The 18,816-nt window shown below is 57.3% G+C and carries 11 protein-coding genes; 2 read left to right on the top strand and 9 right to left on the bottom strand.

Annotation, left to right across the window (positions count from 1 at the left end; all coding sequences use genetic code 11):
• The first annotated feature begins 31 nt into the window (after positions 1-31).
• Positions 32-1,663, top strand: coding sequence for a response regulator transcription factor (locus NYE74_RS30635; protein ID WP_155621462.1), 1,632 nt, complete (start codon positions 32-34; stop codon positions 1,661-1,663).
• A gap of 462 nt (positions 1,664-2,125) precedes the next feature.
• On the opposite strand, the gene NYE74_RS30630 is transcribed toward NYE74_RS30635, so the two are convergent.
• The 7 genes from NYE74_RS30630 to NYE74_RS30600 form a co-directional block, all read right to left on the bottom strand.
• Entirely contained in the window at positions 2,126-3,283 is a 1,158-nt protein-coding gene (locus NYE74_RS30630) for an SGNH/GDSL hydrolase family protein (protein WP_124331812.1), read from the bottom strand.
• A 55-nt stretch (positions 3,284-3,338) separates the two neighbouring features.
• Entirely contained in the window at positions 3,339-4,082 is a 744-nt protein-coding gene (locus NYE74_RS30625) for an amino acid ABC transporter ATP-binding protein (protein WP_036625410.1), read from the bottom strand.
• An 18-nt stretch (positions 4,083-4,100) separates the two neighbouring features.
• Positions 4,101-4,760, bottom strand: coding sequence for an amino acid ABC transporter permease (locus tag NYE74_RS30620; protein WP_036625413.1), 660 nt, complete (start codon positions 4,758-4,760; stop codon positions 4,101-4,103).
• Positions 4,761-4,977: 217 nt separating this feature from the next.
• Positions 4,978-5,766 (bottom strand): amino acid ABC transporter substrate-binding protein, encoded by a 789-nt coding sequence (locus tag NYE74_RS30615; protein WP_036625415.1) that lies wholly within the window; start codon positions 5,764-5,766, stop codon positions 4,978-4,980.
• A 108-nt stretch (positions 5,767-5,874) separates the two neighbouring features.
• Positions 5,875-6,978, bottom strand: a complete 1,104-nt coding sequence (locus tag NYE74_RS30610; protein WP_036625417.1) for a GerAB/ArcD/ProY family transporter — start codon at positions 6,976-6,978, stop codon at positions 5,875-5,877.
• The gene (locus tag NYE74_RS30605) at positions 6,962-8,173 is read right to left on the bottom strand and encodes a Ger(x)C family spore germination protein (protein WP_036625419.1); all 1,212 of its coding nucleotides are present in this window, start codon (positions 8,171-8,173) and stop codon (positions 6,962-6,964) included. Before NYE74_RS30605 ends, NYE74_RS30610 begins: the two co-directional genes overlap by 17 nt.
• A gap of 7 nt (positions 8,174-8,180) precedes the next feature.
• Positions 8,181-9,698, bottom strand: a complete 1,518-nt coding sequence (locus tag NYE74_RS30600; RefSeq protein WP_051985665.1) for a spore germination protein — start codon at positions 9,696-9,698, stop codon at positions 8,181-8,183.
• Between the two features lie 234 nt (positions 9,699-9,932).
• On the opposite strand from NYE74_RS30600, the gene NYE74_RS30595 reads away from it, so the two are divergent.
• Entirely contained in the window at positions 9,933-11,579 is a 1,647-nt protein-coding gene (locus NYE74_RS30595; protein WP_230877275.1) for a glycoside hydrolase family 9 protein, read from the top strand.
• Between the two features lie 251 nt (positions 11,580-11,830).
• Here the strand turns inward: NYE74_RS30595 and NYE74_RS30590 are convergent, their stop codons facing one another.
• Together NYE74_RS30590 and NYE74_RS30585 are read right to left on the bottom strand one after the other, a co-directional pair.
• A complete protein-coding gene (locus NYE74_RS30590) occupies positions 11,831-17,173 on the bottom strand; it encodes a choice-of-anchor I family protein (RefSeq protein ID WP_341005485.1) in 5,343 nt (1,780 codons plus the stop codon).
• Positions 17,174-17,729: 556 nt separating this feature from the next.
• Entirely contained in the window at positions 17,730-18,644 is a 915-nt protein-coding gene (locus NYE74_RS30585) for a transposase (RefSeq protein ID WP_051985666.1), read from the bottom strand.
• Positions 18,645-18,816: the final 172 nt, after the last annotated feature.

Raw genomic sequence — 18,816 nt, 5'->3', positions numbered from 1 at the left:
TGAGTTAGTCCAGAGAGTGGAGTGTGAACCGATGAAGGCATTGATTGTTGACGATGAAGCGCGCGTAAGGAAGGCCGTTCGGCTGCTTGTCGACTGGGAAGCGCACGGCATCCGGGAAATCGCTGAAGCTGACGGGGGAAACGAAGCGATCGAAATGATTCAAAGATCGGCTCCTTCGCTGGTCATTATGGACATGATGATGACTTCGGGCCACGGCCTCGACCTGATGGCATGGGTTCGCGAGCATGCCGGGAACATCAAGTTCATCGTCGTCAGCGGCCATGACGATTTTGATTTTGTGCGCAGCACCGTGCGCCACGGCGGGATCGACTATATTCTCAAGCCGATCGAACCCGAGGCGATCAACGCCGCCGTGGCCAAAGCGGTGGAGCAGATCCGGCGCGAGGAGCAGGAACGGCTGGATCAGCAGCACCGCAGCATTCGGCTCAACGAAATCAAACCGATTTACGGCGAAAAGCTGCTCTCCTCGCTGATCGACGAACCCGGCGCGGCCGAATCGTCGCTGCGCAGGTTGCGCCAGGAAGGCGTAATCCCCGGGGAAGTCGCCGCGATCAGGCTCATGCTGGCCCAGGTCGACCCCGGCGACGCCTCCCTGCTGCAGCGCTTCGCAGGCAACAGCGATCTGCTCCATTTCGCCCTGATCAATGTCTGCAACGAATTTCTGCTGCCGGACCATAGCGGGGTCGCCTTCAAGCATTGGGGCGCGCAGACGGAGATCGTGCTGCTGCTCTGGGCGGAGCCGGAACGGGCGCCGGAGCTGATCGCGCAAATCAACGACGGGCTGTATGCGACGCTGCAGCGGCGGCTGCATTTTGGCCTCGCCGCCGCCGGGGAACTCCCGCAAAGCCTCCCCCGGCAGTACGCCGAGGCGCTGGCGGCGCTCCGCCGCCGGAACCTGCTGGAGCCGGACAAGCATATCCATACGCTCCTTGCCGGCTCCGCCGCCGCTGCGCCAGGGACCGGCGGAAGCCTCTCCTTGACCTTCGCCAAAGTGCAGGAGGACTGGAAGCTGGCGGTCAGGAGCGCGGACCCGGCCCAGATTGCCGCGGCAAGCCGCAAATGGATCGACGAGCTCAGCCGGCTGGGAACGGTAACGCCGGAAATGCTGGCCGCGTGGACGTCCGATATTTTGTCGTTTCGCTCGGGACTGATCCGGGAAACGCTTGGCGATAAAACCGATAGTGTGTTGACGGAGTTGGAGCGGGACGATGCCGGACATGCTCCCCCCTCGGCCGACAGCTACACCTTCTCGCATTATGCCTGGAGCGACTGGGCGGAGCAGGTCATGACCGGGCTGGCGGACGTCATCTCCCGGCAGCAGGCGCGCGACAAAAGCACGTTCGCCGACATCGTCAAATACATCGAGCAGAACTACCAGTCCGATTTGTCGCTGCAGGACATCGCCAGCCATTTTTACGTAAGCCGCGAATACGTGTCCCGGAAATTCAAGCAGGACTATGGCATCAATTTCTCGGATTACCTGGGCAAATACCGGATCGACAAGGCCAAGCTGCTTATGCTGAACCCGCATCTGAAGCTGCAGGATATCGCCGAGATGGTCGGATTCCACGACGTGAAATATTTCAGCAAAGTGTTTAAGAAGCAGGTGGGTCAGTCGCCTAGGGAATACCGGGGGAAGTAAAAAGTTGGAAAGTGGCATAGGGACAAAAAAGGTCGTTATTTCGGCGATATCAGCCAACTTGAGTGAAATAGAGGCGATTTATGTCGCTATTATCCTAGGATCGCAAGGAAATGCCCTATCCTGGACCCTTCATAGGAAAATAGGGACAAAAAATGCCGCTAATGGGGAGATACATGCCTGCCTCTGGATAATAAGTACCTAAAGTGCCGCTATTTTGAAGGCTCAGCCGACGGTTCGCCGTTCCAGTCGCCGGCTGTCATGCGCTAGTAATGTCATGGGCTAGTATGGTCATTGGCCGGTATTGTCATTGCGCCGGTATTGTCATGCGCCGGTATTGTCATGCGTCGGTATTGTCATGCGCCGATATCCAGGCCCAAGCCTTATTTACCGGTAAACCCGCGAAAGGTCCCCCGGTTTAAACGACAATAGAAACCGTCCGATAACCGGACGGTTTCTATTTGTTTATCCCACGTACCACTTCAAAAAAGCCTCTGCCACCACTTTGCCGGCAAACCCGTTCGGGTGCGGATCGTCGCCGGGGCTCATAAATTCCGGTCTCAGCCGATGTTCCATAGGAGCCGCCTGGGACAGCAGCGCCGCCATATCGAACACCCGGTCCACTCCCGGGATGGAGGAGGCCCGAATCGCGGCGTTGACGCTCCGCCACACCTGCTCGCGCGATCCGCTGAAATTAAACGGCGGTACGGTGAACAGAATGATTTCCGTGGCGGGATCGTTTTTTTTCAACAGGGATATGATCGTTTCCAGGTCGCCAAGCAGCTGTTCGGCCGTCCGGGCGCCGATGTCGATGTCGTTGACGCCCAGCGCCAGGATCACCTGCGAACCGGGATGCTCCCCCTGCCCGTGCTTCACCTTGCCCAGCCAGGCGCCATCCGCCGCGGCGTCGTACGCTCTCGCCCACCCGGAGCCGAGATTCCATACCCCGTACCGCGCCCCCAGTCCTTCGGCGATCCGCGCCACCCAATATTCGTAGCCGTCCAGCGCCGTTCTGACCCCTTGGGTGATGGAGTCGCCGAAAAACGTCAACTGCCGCTCCACCGCCTTGGCATAACCGATAAAAGCGGGCGCCACCAGCAATTTCTCGGACAGCGCAAACGGCTCCGCCGATTCCTCGTCCGCATGACGGCCGGGGGCATCGTAGGCCGACACCAGCATCTGTTCGACGTTGTACGGGAACGTTTTGCCCGCCGCCGGCGCCGTAATCGTCCAGGTGAACGCCAAATAATGTCCTTCCGGCAGCTCGATATGTACGGGATCGCTCCAAAACGTCTCTCCCGGTTCCACCGCCTTCCCGTTTTCCCCGTCAAACGTGACCGGGACCTGCGAGCCCGGCGCCACCGCGCCGTCCGGCTCCTTGCCGCCGTCGGCCACATAGGCGGCCTCGATCCGCCACGCTCCGCCAAGCTGGCTGCCCTTGGCCACCGTTCCGGTATCCCAGGTGGAGTCCACGGCATTGCTGTGCCAAAACCGGAGCTGAAGCGGGCCGTTCTCCCTTAGTTTAAAATAAGTCCGGTACGTATGCGTGAACCGTTCTTCGCGGTCCATAATATAGTTGGCCGCCGTAGAAACTACGGTGGCTGGCGCATACTCTTTTGTCATGACGAGCACCTCTATCCTCTTGCAGCATTTCGCAAACACGCGAACATTTATGATTCTACAACACCCGCTGCAAAAATGCTCGCGTCCGTTCATGCCGCGGCTGGCCGAACAGCTGCTCCGGCGCCCCCGATTCGATGAACTCCCCGTCGGCCATAAACATCACGCGGTCCGCCACCTCCCGGGCAAACCCCATTTCATGCGTCACCACGATCATCGTCATCCGCTCCTCGGCCAGTTGCTTCATCACCTGCAGCACTTCGCCGGTCAGTTCCGGATCGAGCGCCGAGGTCGGCTCGTCAAACAGCAAAAGCTCCGGGTTCATCATCAGCGCCCGGGCGATCGCCACCCGCTGCTTCTGGCCGCCGGACAAATTCGCCGGGTAAGCGTCCGCCTTATCCAGCAAGCCAACCTTCTCCAGCAATTCGGACGCCCTGCGGCGGATGTCCTCGGCCGGCACCCGCTTTACCAGCTTCGGCGCCAGCTCCAGGTTGCCGCGCACCGTCAGATGCGGGAACAGGTTGAAATGCTGGAATACCATGCCCATGCGCGCCGTAATCTTTTTGATTTGCGCGTTCCCGGCATACCGGCCGTCCTCGACCAAATAGTCGTCGCCGATCCGGATGCTCCCGCCGTCCGCCTCCTCCAAGTGGGCCAGGCTGCGCAGCATCGTGCTTTTGCCGGAGCCGGACGGCCCGATGACGGCCACCACCTCGCTCGTATCCACGGTAAAGGAAACGTTCTTCAGCACCGGCAGCGAACCGAACGATTTTTGCAATTTCGTTACTTCCACGATTTTCATACCCGTTTATTCAACCCTTTATTCGAATTTGAACTTCCGTTCCAGCGCTTTAAACAGCAGCGTCAGCACCAATGTCAGCAGCAAATAAATGATCCCGGCGAGCACGAACGGCATAATCGTAAAATCCCGGTTCACCGCCGTTTGGGCAAAATGCAGCAGTTCCGGAACCGCCACGGCGTACAGCAGGGCCGTATCCTTCACCAGCGTAATCGACTCGTTCGAAACGGCCGGCAGGGCGATGCGCACCATTTGCGGCAAAATGATCCTGGACGTCGTTTGCCAGCGGTTTAAGCCAAGCACTTTGGCCGCTTCGTATTGGCCTTTGTCGATCGCCAGCAACCCCCCGCGAAAAATCTCGGCAAAATACGCTGCGTAATTCAAAGTGAACGCCAAACAGGCCGCCGCGAAGCGGTCCATCACTAAATATTCGCCGATGCCCGGAATGACGGGCAGCCCAAAGCAGATAAACAGCATCTGCAATAGCAGCGGCGTTCCGCGCATCACATAAATGTAGGCGTTCGCGAACCAGGCGACCGGCTTCACCCGGCTTCTCGCCATAAACGTAAACGCGAAGCCAAGCGGAATCGACGTCACGATCGCCAGCGCAAACAGCAGCAGCGTCATCCGCATACCTTCCAGCATCGGTCCCAAAATATCGAAAAAATAACTCAAACTCATCTCGCATCCCCTTCATTGACGGAATCAACGGAAGCGCGGTCCGGCGCGCAGCTCCCAGCGCGCAGTGTTTCGCTGCATGACGGCGGTCGGCCGCATGCTAAGCCCGGCTTACTCGCCGAAAGAACCAGAAAAACCGGATCGCGTTCAATCCGGTTTTGTCCTCGCCCCTGCGCGTTTTCAGCTTCCGGGTTTCCCCGTGTTCTTCGCACCAGGCTCCTTACTTCAGCACCTTGTCTTCGCCGAACCATTTTTCCGAAATCCGAGCGGCCGTCCCGTCCTGGTTCAGTTCGTCCAAAGCTTTCTGCAGCTTGTTCAGCAGCTCTTCGTTGCCCTTTTTCACGCCGATTCCGTATTCCTCCGGAGCGAGCGACTCGCCGAGAATTTTAAAGGTACCTTCTTCTTTGGACATGTAATATCTCGCCACGACTTCATCGATGACGACCGCGTCGAGCCGCTTTGTCTTCAAATCGCTGAGCGCCAGCACGTTGTCCGGAAATTCCGTAACCGTCTTGATCTCGGACTTGATCGGATCGGCGTTCAACGCATCCGCCGCGGAAGACAGCGATTGGAGCCCGACGGCTTTGCCGGCCAGGTCCCTGATCGAAGAAATCGGCGAATCCGCCAGCGTGACGATCACCTGGCTGTTTTTCAGATAGGGCTTCGTGAACAGCACTTTTCCCTTCCGTTCCTCGGTGATGGTGTAGCCGTTCCAGATCAGATCGATCCGGCCGCTGTTTAGCTCCGACTCCTTGGACGACCAATCGATCGGCTGGAAGGTGGCCTCCATGCCCATCTTCTCCGCAGCCGCTTTGGCGTAATCGATATCGAAGCCGACGATTTCGTTCTTTTCGTCGCGGAAGCCCATCGGCGCGAATTTATCGTCAATCCCGATGATCAGCGTATTGCCTCCCTTTACGGAACCCGAACCGGAACCGGAGCAGCCGGCCAGCGCCGTCAGCATAACCGTCAGGACCAAACCTATTAAAGCGATATTTTTCAGTTTCATAGTAACTCTCCCCCAATAATTTAGCAACTCCGCCGAACGCTTTAGTTCGTTAATACGTTATCAGATTCTCATGATAACATACTAATATAGAAGAGTCGAGGGTTTGGGTCATGATTCACCTTTTTTTCTATTCTTTCTGAACGTACCTACAAGAAGCAGCAGTAAGGGGATCGCAAAAAAATGCAGCGGCAGCACATAATTGATCCATACCTCAGTCAGCAGCATCCTGGATGAGGGGTTTAAGCGAACGACCGCCATACATACGGCCAGCGTAACCGTGGCCACGAACCATATGCAGTTTTTCCAGCCGGCCGGTCTGCCGATCCATTGGGCCGTTCCGTAGCTGGCGATAAACAAATAAACGGTCAGCTTGATAAACACGCTGATCAACCAGATCGCCACCAAAAAAATATCCATATTCTGAATGAATTCCATTAAATAAACCAGCTTGACCATTTCGAAAAACGGAAACTGGATTTTGGAAGACAATTCCGGACCAAAGGTCATAATCACCCATACCGCGCCGATCGCCAGGATCAGCGAAGCTACCGTTACCCCCAGCCATACGTTGCGCAGGGCGGACCGATCCGGTTTTTCCAGGAAAGCAACCAGCATCGCGATAAACGCGATTTCGCCGAGCAGGGACATCGGCGTCAGACTGCCCTTCAGAATGGCAAACGCCTCCGTATCGGCATAAACCGGAAGCAAGGCGCCCAAGTTCAAATTGCGCATCGACAGGGCGAAGGTTAGAAGCAGAACAAACAGCAGCACAGGCCCCCAAAGCTCGCTGAAACGGCCGAGGCCGACTATTCCGCCTTGGCGGACCGCATAAACGGCGATCGCCAAAAAACTGACCGCTATGACCAGGTCCGGCGTTTTCTGCAGCATACTTAGCCGGATAAAGCTAAACTGTTCGCGCAAAATGATCCCCATCACCCAATACCATTGAAGCAAGTACAGGAGACCAACGAGCTTGCCCGGCCATTTGCCCAAGATCGAAATGCTGAACTCAAGCAAAGTTTGGCCGGGATATAACCGGCTGACTTTAAACACCAGATACGCGATCAGCATGGCGGCCAACCAGGCGATGATCAAGGAAATCCAGACATCCTGCTTTGCGTCGGTAATGGAGAAGTTCAAAGAAATCAACAGGTTGATCCCCATTTCAAACGTCCATACAAGCCAAAAGAGCTGTCTATTGCTGATTCGCACCGTTATCCTTGTCCTCCACGCCGGGAACCAGGGATTTTCCCGTAAGCCCCGTGCCAGATATTTTCATGTGAACCCGAAATTCAATGTCCGCGTTTACGAACCGCCTGTCCCAATCCTTTTTCATCCTTTTCCAAACATAGGGGTGCTTGCGATGCAGCGTCTCTCCCAGTTCGAAAATATCCGCCTTATATTGCTTCTGCACCAGGGCCACCGTCTGCTCCACCTTTTCCGTCAACCGGCGGTTCAGTTCGTCCTCTACTTTTTTGACGTTGTCCGGCTTGGACAGATCCAGGTTTGCGTTGTTTTCGTTGATTTCGCCTTCCCCGCTAAGCCAAACTGTAAAGCTGACTTCTTCACCGTTGATCTTCGGCACAATCCGGCTTTTGAACCTCATCGCAGGAATCGTTACCGTCTCGCGCTCCTTCCCCATACGGATCGTAAACACGCGATGGTCAAGTTTTTGCGCGATCCATAAACGAACCCAAAAATTGTCAAACCCCAAATAACCTTTCAATTTGAGGTTGCGGTCGAATACCGCCGAGCCTGTCAGCGCCAATTCCGAACCTGCCGCATTGTCCGTATCTTCGCCTTTCTTTGCCGTTTGCCCGGGAGAGACGATCTCCACGATCGGTATCACGCTGCCTCCCGACGCCCCATTCGCCATGATGAAAAAATCGAGCAAAGAACGGCTCACCGGGGCACCCATCACCTCCTGTATTTTTTGCACGCTGATCGTCGGATTCTTTTCCAGCCGGCTGCCCAGGCTCATAGCTTCCTGCGCCGTTCCTCCCTTGACGACAAAAATATTCGTCCGCAGCCTGACCAGCGGATTGCGGGCATATTCGTCAAGCACATCCGCGATCCCGTGCCTGGCCAGCGCCTCGCCGATAAACACGTTCCTCCGGTGGCTAGCAAAGATGACGCGGGGCAGCTTTTTTTGCATATTTTGACCGGCATCGCCGTCGCTCGCGCCATAGGCGGTCTCGATGAGATATTGGTTTTTCCCGCCCTCGGTCCCTCCCGACTTTGTACCCCCGGGAACGACGATGTTGGCCGTGGCAACGTACCGGCCGTCCCCGTTCAGGTCCATCCCCCAGCCCAAAATGATCGCCCGGTCATTCATTTCCTGCCGGTCCCAGCAGCCGGTCGTCAGCAGCACACAAGCCAAAAAAGCCGTCCCCAGCTTCAAACGCATGATGGTCTCACTCCTTGTTTTTCTTGCCCGCATCGTTTGCGCCCGGCATAGGGTCCGCGCTCGCTCTCGTTAGGGAATGCCGCTGCGTTTTGGGCATGTTCCAGGTCGGTCCCCGCACCAGCACATCGTCGGCGCTTTCCCGGGAAACCGTGCTGGGACCAAGCGGGGTCATGTACGGAACGCCAAAGGACTTAAGACATACCAAATGAATCGTCAATGCGGTAATAAACAACACGATCCCGTAAAAACCGAACATGCCGGAAACGATCAACAACGGGAAGCGCAGCATCCGGTAGGCGGTTCCCAGATTGTAACGGGGAAACGCAAAGGAAGCGATCCCCGTGGTAGCCACGATAATGACCATCGGCGCCGAGATGATTCCGGCTTCCACGGCCGCTTGACCGATAACCAGGGTTCCGGCAATACTTACCGCCGATCCGATTTGGTTCGGAAGACGGATCCCCGCTTCCCTGAGCCCTTCGAAAAGGAACTCCATCAAGAGCGCCTCGAACACCGCCGGAAACGGAACGCCCTCCCGGGCCGACGCCACGCTGACCAGCAGGGATGTCGGCAGCACTTGCGGATGAAACGTCGTCAGCGCGACGTAAAGGGAAGGCAGCAGCAAGGAAGTATGGACAAAAATATAACGGACCCAGCGGACAAAGGTGGTGTAGATAAAACGTTCGTGATAATCTTCGGGCGACTGCAAACCGGACCAATAGGTCATCGGACAAATCAGGGCGAACGGGCTGTTATCCATCAAAATAACGACTTTGCCCTCCAGCAGCGACCCTGCGGCCACATCGGGCCGTTCCGTATTTTGAATTTCCGGAAACGGGGAGTAGGGCTGCTCTTCGATCAATTCCTCCAAAATCCCGGAGCCGTTTAACGCATCGATGCGGATTTTGCCCAGACGTTTCCGGACCTCTTCGACCAGCGACGGCTTGGCAACGTTCTCCATATAAACCAGCTTCACTTCGGTCCCCGTCAGTTGGCCGATCGACATCGACTCCATCTTAAGGCTGGGGCTGTGGATTCTTCGGCGCAGCAGGGACGTGTTGACGCTGATCGTTTCCGTAAAAGCGTCCCGCGGTCCGCGCACCACCTTTTCGGAAGGGGGCTCCTCGATGCCCCGCTGCTCCATTTTGGTTAAATCGGCAAGCAGCGCATAGCTTTGCCCTTCGAACAAAATCGCCGTCTGCCCCTCCAATACCCCTTCGATCAGGGAAGCGTATTGGGAAGTCTTTTTCACCTGGGCAGCCGCCGCCAGCGCGTCCTCAACAAACCTGCCGAATTGTTCCGGCTTGGGGAGCCGCTCCGCTTCCCCCTCGCTCAGCCAAAGGCGAAGCAGGATCTGATCCAGCAGTTGGGTATCGGTCATTCCTTCCGTATAGATTAATAAGATGACTTCCGCACCATGTACGGAAACCGGACGGAACACGATGTCGGAGCAGCGGTCAAACGACTGGCGAAGCTGCTGTTCGTTATGGGCCAGCTTTTTTAATATCGGTGTGTCATTGCTCATCCCCGGCACCTCCCGCAAACGTTATCCCGGTTAGTTTCATTCCAAATTTTGCAAAATATTCATGATTGCCGCTTTTTTGCGCCTTGCCAAGATTCACGCGGCATGCAAATATGAAGATAGATGCATGAAAGCGATTACGATTTCAACGCCGCTTCCGCTGCATGATCTGCTTCGTGATCTGCTTCGTGATCAAAAGATGGCTTTTTGAACTACCTTTCTAAGGAGGGGATGTTGATGAATGAACCTGCTGGGCACGGCATGGCGCCGCGGGGTATTACGGTGAATCAGCTCGGCTATCCGCCGGACGCCCGCAAGACCTTCATCCATGCAGGCCAGGGTGGAGTGTTTGAGGTCGTCCGGGAATCGGACGGGGAAGCCGTTTACCGAGGGGAAACCGAACCGCCGCTGGATGATGAAGCATCGGGAATCGCCGTCAGCCGGGGCGATTTTACCGCTTGTTCGGAGGAAGGCAGCTACTTTGTCAGACTGAATGGGGAAAAATCCGCTTCGTTTAAGATTAGCAGCAACCCGTATACAGAACTCCAATACGGTCTGCTCAAAGCTTTTTATTACTTCCGCTGCGGCACTGGACTGGAGGAGCCGTATGCCGGCCCGTGGACGCACGCCGCCTGCCATACGGCGGAGGGCATCGTTTACGGCGAGCCGGACCGGAGGCGGGACAGCTCCGGCGGCTGGCATGATGCCGGTGATTATGGCAAATACACCGGACCGGGAGCCAAGGCGGCAGCCGATCTGCTGCTGGCTTACGAATTGGCGCCGCAGGCGTTCCAAAAGCCGGTTCCGCTGCCGGAGACGGACGGCGTGACGCCGGATGTCCTGCGCGAATGCCGCTACGAGCTCGAGTGGCTGCTGAAAATGCAGGACGAGCACACGGGCGGAGCGTTTCACAAGCTCACGACAAAGCAATTTCCGGCGCTGGACGTAATGCCCGAGGACGACCGGGCGGAGCTGTATTTTATGCCCGTCTCCGCTACGGCGACCGGCTGCTTCGCCGGGGTCATGGCGCTGGCGGCGCGGGTGTACCGGACGTTCGACGAGGCGTTCGCGGACCGCTGCCTGGCTGCGGCGGAACGTGCGTGGGAGTGGCTTAAGCGGCATCCCGCGTCGCCGGAAAACCCCGGCTTCAAAAATCCGCCCGACATCGCCACGGGCGAATACGGGGACCCGGTCGACCTTGACGAGCGGTACTGGGCCGCCGGCGAATTGTTCCGGACGACGGGGAAAGCGGCCTATCACGAGGCGTTCCGGAAGCTGGCGGCGGAATCTTTTCCGAAATACGAGCTGGGCTGGGCCGATATGGGCGGCTACGGGACGATCGCCTACTTGTTCGGGGAAAAAGCGATGGCTGACGCCGCGCTCCGGGCCTCGCTGGAGGCAGGTTTGCTTGAAGAGGCGGAAAGACTGGCCCGGCGCTGCGCCGAGGACGGCTATCTGACCTCGCTGCGGCCTGAGGACTATATTTGGGGCAGCAACATGGTGCTCCTGAACCGGGCGATGCTGCTGCTGATCGCCGCAAGGGTTAGCGGCGAAGCCCGCTATCAGGCACTGGCGCTGGAGCATGTGCACTATTTGCTCGGCCGCAACGTGCTGGACTACAGCTACGTCACCGGCTTTGGCGACCGGGCGGTCCGGCATCCGCACCACCGCCCTTCCGTCGGCGACGGCGTGGAAGATCCGGTGCCCGGCTTAGTGGCCGGCGGCCCCAACCGCGGGCTGAACGACGACTGCATGCAGGAGCATCTGCAGGGCAAACCGCCGGCCGCCTGCTTCATCGACGACGCGCTTAGCTACGCCGGCAATGAAGTGACGATCTACTGGAACTCCCCGGCGGTGTTTGTGGTGTCCCATTTTGTGAAGTAGCTGGGGGCGAGCAAGTAGGAGCTTGCCAGTCGAATTCCATTCTATTGGATTTTTCCAATCACGGGAGGGGCGGGAGCATAAATAAGCACATAACAGACACCTAAAAGCGCACTTAAGGCGCATTTAAAGCGCATTTAAAGCGAACTTAAAGCGAACTTAAGACACACCTAAGGCGACAAAAAGGGATGCGGCAAACGAATGCCGCATCCCTTTTACATTTTGCTCTTTATATATTATTCGCTCTTAATATATTAATCGATAAACTGCAGCGCCTGCAGCATCCGCATCAGCAGGAGGGCCGCCTGAGCCCGGGTGGTATGTCCGTTCGGGGCAAAAGTTCCGCGATTATCGCCCTGCATGATCCCTTGCTCAACCAGCCGGGCCACGTCTGCCGCGGCCCAATCCGGGATCGCCGGACGGTCCGTGAAACGGGCCAGCAAAGCGGTATCGGTGCTTGTTCCGGCAGAACCCCCGCCATCTGTACCCTCATTTCCGTTCTTAACCAGCCGCATCGCTTTCGCAACCATTACGGCCATCTCCGCCCGGGTAATGCGTTCATTCGGTTTAAACGCGCCGGTTGCATCCGGAGTAACGAGACCGAATTCGACCGCGGCCGCGATTTCAGCGGCGAGACTATTTCCCGCCCCTACATCGCTGAATACGTTCGCCTCTTGCGCCGGAGTCAACCCCAGCCCGCGAACCAGCAGCGCCGTAAATTCCGCTCTCGTCATTTCCCGTCCGGGCTCGAAGCGGGTTTCGCTCACGCCTTCCACAAGCAGCTTGGAGGCCAGCTTGCCGATGGCTTGCTCCGCCCAATGCCCGTTTACGTCGGTAAACTGCCGTTTTCTGCCGCTGACCAGTGTATACAAGCTATTGCCCGGACGCTTCAGCTCTAAAGCAGGTTTGCCGTCCGCCATAACCTTGACTGCGGGAACGAAAACCAGTTTTCCGGCCGCTTCATTGTACATAACCGCTGCTACCAAACCACTATCGACTCCGCCCGGCAGCGAGATCGTTCGGCTGAGGTACGTGTTCCCGAAATCCGTGATTTCCCGCTCCTGACCGTCCGCAGTAAGAAGCAGCACTTTGAACCCGATTGTCGCAGAGCCCGTAAGGGTTACTCCCTGATTCGCGGCGGCCTTGGCGATCTCCGCCTGTTCGGACGTTTTGGCCGATAAAATGGAAATTCGTATGGATGCACCCGCCCCGGATGAACTTGATGCGCCGGTGCCGATGAAACCGGAACTACCCGAAATGATCGCCTGAAGCGGGATTCTATAGCTTGCCAGCGCGGTACGAATGGCCAGCGTTACATTCCCGTTTACAGCCCCGTCTTTATTAACCGAAAGGAGCGTATCCGCAGGCAGGGAAATCACGGTTCCCCCCTCGAGGTCCGTCAGCTTCACCACCAGTTCGCCCCGGCTGCTTGAGGCGGCTGCCGCTAGTACGTTCTTCAACACCTCAGGCTTGACGGAGACCTGATTCACCGTCTGGCCGTCGGCGCTGCGGACAACTTCAACCTGCAGCATATCGCCCACAAGCTCATACGCCGCATTTCCGGAGGCGGATTCCCCGGACGGAGTAGCCGTTCCCGGGGTGGGCGCCCCTCCGGATCCTGACGAACCCTTCCCGCCACTGCCGCCACTGCCGCCGCTACCACCACTGCCGCCGCCGTTACCGCCGCTGCCGCCGCTTGGCTTCGCCCGCTCGACGATCCGGCCATCCACGACCGGAGAGACCGTACCACCCAGCCGCCCGATATTCTCGATAAAAATCTCGTAATCGGGATACCCCAGATCCTCGTGGTAAGCCCCGGCGGCGATCGCTTCGGCGAAGGAGCTGTAGCCGTCCCCGCCGTTCGCCACGAAGCTGTTGGTCGCAAGCCGGTAAGTGGAAGACAGATTTAACGGAACATAAGCGCCGCCTTGCTTGATTTGTACGTCAAAAACACGGCTTCCTGCCGGCTGGGCGGGATCCCACTTAAACTTCATGCCGGCGATTTGCGGGAATTTTCCCGGAAGGTCGGTCAACTTGGCTCCGCTGATTCCGTTTTCCAATCCATCCTTCAACTGCTTCCCGGTGACGTCCAGCACGTACAGCGTATTGCCGAACGGCATCACCGTCCGCAGTTCGCCCATCGTGATCTCGCCTTGGTCGATGGAGGCGCGTATTCCGCCGCCGTTCATAATGGCGATTTGCGTTCCTTTGAGCTGCTGCGCTTTGGCCAGCATGCCGTCGGCGATCAGATTGCCCAGGTTCGTTTCCTTAGAACGCACATTGGCACGTTCACCGTCAAGAACGACCGCCGCCGTTCCGATCACCTGCTTCTTCAATTCTTCGAGCTCCGCCTTGAGAGGATCAAGCATCGCCTTCGCTGCGGCGTCTTCGGCAACCTGGCCGTTCACCGGAACCAGGCTGCCCGACGTTTGTCCGGGACCCGTCAAAACCCGGCCTTGCTCATCGAACACCAGGTCTGCCCGGCCGAGGTACTTGCCCCATTCGTTTGCCTGAACGATGACGGTCGGCGTTTGATGGACGCTGTCGGTGACAATTTCCGGCGCGTCCAGCTTCGTATGCGTATGACCGCCAACGATCAAATCGATGCCTTCAACTTCGGCGGCCAGCTTCTGATCCCGTGCGTACCCGAGATGCGAGAGGCCGATGATGATATTCAGTCCGTCCCGCTGCATGGCGGCGACGGTCGCTTCAGCGGCTTGAACCGCTTCGTTGAACGTCACGTCCTTGCCCGGGCTGGACGTATAAGCCGTATCTTCCGTCGTCAGGCCGAACACCCCGACCTTGTGGCCCCCTACTTCAAGAACGACATAAGGATAAACGCCCGCGTGCTCCGTCGTTTTCGGCGCGCTTACGTCAATGTTGGCCGGCGATTTCAGGAGCGGCGCGATGTTGCTGTCCTTACTGAAAGCGATATTGGAGCTGACCAGCGGAAACCGGGCTTTTTTGATGAAATCGGCCAGCACCCTCGTACCTTTATCGAACTCATGGTTGCCGAAAGTCATGGCGTCATATCCCATGTAATTCATAAATTCAAGATCACTTAGGCCCTGCCATTTGGTGAAATACAAATCCCCGGAAAAAACATCCCCGGCGTCCAGCAGCAAGCTGTCGCCGCCCTCGGCGCGGATTTGCTTCACCAGCGTGGCGCGTCTGGCCACATCGTCCAAATGCGCATGCGTGTCATTCGTGTGCATCACCGTCAGCTTCCAGGTGTCCCCGCCATCCTGCGCGGGCCGTACCGTCACCTGAGCTTCGGCCACGCCGTAGCCGTCTTCGCTTAACGCGGTAATTACGGCCTGCCCGGCTGCCGCCGGCGTAACGGTTCCGTCCGCGTCAACGGCAGCGACGGATGAATCGGAAGTCGACCAAACGACCTTTCCCCCGCTGCCTGCCGAACCGCCGGCCGGCGTCACCGTTGCCGTCAATTTTTCCGCCGCGCCGCCTGCGGTGAGTGTCAGCGAGGTTTTATCCAGGCTCACCTTCGTCACCTGCAGCTCCAAAGCCGCTACCGTGCCGCTTACTTCGTTGGCGACCAGCAGCAATGGCAGCCCCGTCGGGCTTTCAACAGCCGGCACAAACTCCAGCCCCTCCGGCCCGGTATCCGTGTTCAGCCCCGCGTTAAAGTCGCGCGTATTCGTGTAGTTGGCGAAGACCGGTTTTTCCGGATCGGTCACGTCGTAAACCATCACCCCGCCGATTCGCTCAAGCCCGGTAAAAGCAAATGCTTTGCTCCCGACTTGGCCGACGGTAACGTATTCGGGCTCGGGGCCTTTTTTCGGACTCCGTTTATCGAAATTCGCTTTGCTGTGGTTGGAGTTAAAATAGTCCGGCAGCCGCTCGGCCGTCACCCGTTCAAAATCGTTCCCGCTATCGTATACCTGCTGCATGGTGTCGGCATCCCACACCGAAAACGAGCGTGCTCCATATAGATAGACCCCGTCCGGGCCCATATCGCTGGCCGTTTCCACCTCGCCGTAACGCGAACCGTTTTCTTGTAAAAAGCGTCCCGCTTGCGAGTCCGGATCCAGCCCCTTCAGCTTTTTGATTTTAGTTACGTTGGTGCGCCCCGGCCATTCGGTTCCGTCACCTTCGTTGGCCGTGAACAAATATGTTTTTCCGCCTACCGTGTAGGCATCGATGCCGTCCGGCATGTACATCCCTTTGAACGGCACGTTTTCCAGATTGATGATTTGGTCTTCAATCAGGTCCAAAGCGTTGTTCGGGTCGCTCAAATCCTTAAACCCAAGCCCGCGAACGTAAAGAACCTCCGCTTTGCCGATATCGATCGCGGCAATCGCGTTGTTCTCCTGCAAGGATACGTATGCCGTAGTCTCGTCGCCGGAGAGCGCGATATATTCGGGCTCCAGGTCGAAGACGGCGTCTTCCTTGGCGCCGCTGCCGGCAATCATGCCATCGGCGTCGGCCTTGCCCCGGATATGCACCAGATCATCGATCACGGACGGATCGTCGAACTTCACGCGGCGGATTTGCCCCTGCGCCGTATCGACGATCGTAACGCTGCCTTCGGGGTCGATCCCGGCTTCGCGCGGCTCGCCCTCGTCCGCCGTCAAAATGTACCGGCCGTCCGAGGTATACTTGACCATGTCGGGCTGAACGCCGGCTTCGTATTCATCCAGCAAATTCCCGTCATAATCGAGCACGAGGATTTTGCCGCTTTTGGCCGCATCGGCTTCCTGCACGGCGGCGGCGATCTTTTTCGTGGCCGTGTTAATGTCAAGGCTCGTCAAATCGCCGAATGTAAAACCGTTCTTCTCAACGAGGCTTTTGACATCGACCGTTTTCTCCCTTGTCAGCGTGCCGCCTTCCGCCAGCGGAACGATATCGATGCTCGGCGGTTCGGACGACCCGTTTACCAGATAAAACTTTCCGTTGTCCTTGTTGTATTTGACGATTTCGGCGACACCGCCGTCCTCGTTTGCAGCCCCCACGGAATAAGAAGCGATTTTTCGGATCTGCAGCGTGTCCTCCAGGGGGGCCTGCTTCTGGCCGGCGGCAACCGTCAACTGCAGAACCGCTTCTGCCCGGCTAGGTTCGGCCGCGCTGTCCGTCAAGGTTACTTTAATTTCATGGGTGCCTTCCGTGCCGGCAGCAGGGGTTCCCGTTATCTTCCCGTTTTGAGCATCCAAAACGAGCCCGTTCGGAAGCCCTTCCGCCGCAAAGCCATAAGGCGGCTCACCGCCGTAAACGGCGATCGTCGCCGAATATGGCGAGCCGACAACGGCTTGCGGCAAATTTTGCGCGGCAATACCGAGCCCGTCATCCGCAGCAAGCAGGGCCTGGCCGGCGGTGCCGCCGGTCCCGGCCGCATCCGTACCGGCGGGGGCAGCTTCAGGTTGGACGGCGTTTGTTTCGGCGGCGCTATCCTCCGCTTGGGGGGCGTTTGCACCCGCCCCATCCCCTCCTGCTCCCTCCGAGCCGTGGGCCGACTGCGTCACCTGAGAGTTTTCCGCGGCAGAGCTTTCCGCAGCGGCCGCCCATTCGCCCGGACCTGCCAAGCTGACGAGTAACGCCGCAGCCAAAAGTGTTGAAACCGCTTTTGAACCTCTTTTCGTCAAACCGATTCCTCCCTAACTTCATCTATCATATTTTCATAGAAGTTTAGCGGGGAATTGTTATCGGAGAACGCTTTTTTTCTGAATTTTTGTAAAATAATTGTTAATAGATATAGATTCATAACTCAACTTTCGCAGAACAAACATCAGCTTGGCCCCTGCGTTGAATGCTTGAGGATAGGGAAGTGGGGGAAGGAGCGGCAGATCAACACTACCTGTCCGGAGGCTTTGCACGATTATCCCGTTTGATCAGGTAGCTGAGAGTTGATCATGCATCAGAGAAACAGACAAGCTCGGGAGAAGAAAATTTGGTGGAGAAGCAGATAGGTTCGAGATAATTTAGACGGGCATAGGCCATAGGAGAAGAAATCAGGTTTCGAGGAGGTGAAACAGACCGGACAAGAGAAGATCAAGGACAAGACGCGAGGGAAACGAAATGACCGTGATTATGCTGTATCCTGAACCCTTCCATCTGCAGCAACGCTCGCACTGTTCATGCTAACCCCTACCCATTAAGTTGTTCTGCATCAAACTCCCCCCATCGTTTCCAGCGTCCCGATCAGGCCGCAGCCGCAAGGGGCTGATTCGGTTGGCGCGCGATTAGCCGGCGGTAAGGGATCGCCCGAATCGCCACACACATTTGCAGTAACTGCTGCCGCATCGTTTCTTCCGCTCCGGGCCGTCCTCCTTGCAGGCGCAACCGGCGGCGTCCGGTGTATTCGTTTAGGTACGCCTGCAGATGCTTCAGCCCCAAGGCTCCATACGTACTCTTCAGCGATTCCCACGCCTCTCTCACCACTTTCCGCAAGGGCGCATACAGCCGAAAGGCCTGAGGGAACAACTGCACCTCCGATGTACAGACATCCACATGCCCATTGATAAACGTGTTTAGATCGTGACGGTTTGCCCTTTTTTCGCCTCCCCGCTTATGCGGCACCAGGCGGATTTTGACCCGCTCCGGCTCGCCCGAATCCTTGACCGTGCAGCCCGCTACGACCGCCGAGGCGTACGGATGCGAAACCTGACACCGGGACGGATTACGCCCATACTGATCGCTGTTCACCTTCACGTCTCCGGAGAGCAGCTCCCGGGCATCAAACTCCCCCACGGCATGACGTATTTTGTGCAGCATCGACCAGGCGGTTTTGTAGGCGACCCGGATCACCTTGCTCAGCCGCAGCGCCGAGATGCCGCCCTCCAGCAGGAATAAATCCAGGGCCTCGAACCACTTGAGCAAGGGCAGATGCGTTCCTTCAAAAATCGTGCCGACCAAAGGCGATGTTTGATGCTTGCACTTTCCGCACTCGAACAAAGGGATATGCCGGGAGGTCAGATAGCTGCACCGGGTGTGAGCGCAACGCGGGCAGACGAAGCCGTTTGGCCACTTCATCGCGATCAGCGCCTCCATGCAGTCCTGCTCGCTGTTAAAACGGCTGCTGAATGGCTGAAGTTCCGTTCCCGTATTGACTTCCATATCCGCTCGTCCCCCCGAATCAAGAATATACGAACATAGGTTCCATTTATTTCATTATAGCAAACGCACGTTCCCTTATCAAGCCAAAAATCTCACCTGAACCGCCTCATTTTTTCCTCATCTTTTTTGTTTTTTTCTTCCCTCTTTTTTTGCCCCCTTTGCTCTAGCCCCC

The sequence above is a fragment of the Paenibacillus sp. FSL P4-0127 genome (genome assembly GCF_038007325.1).
GTDB lineage: Bacteria > Bacillota > Bacilli > Paenibacillales > Paenibacillaceae > Fontibacillus > Fontibacillus macerans.
This window is presented reverse-complemented; position numbering and strand designations above follow the sequence as displayed.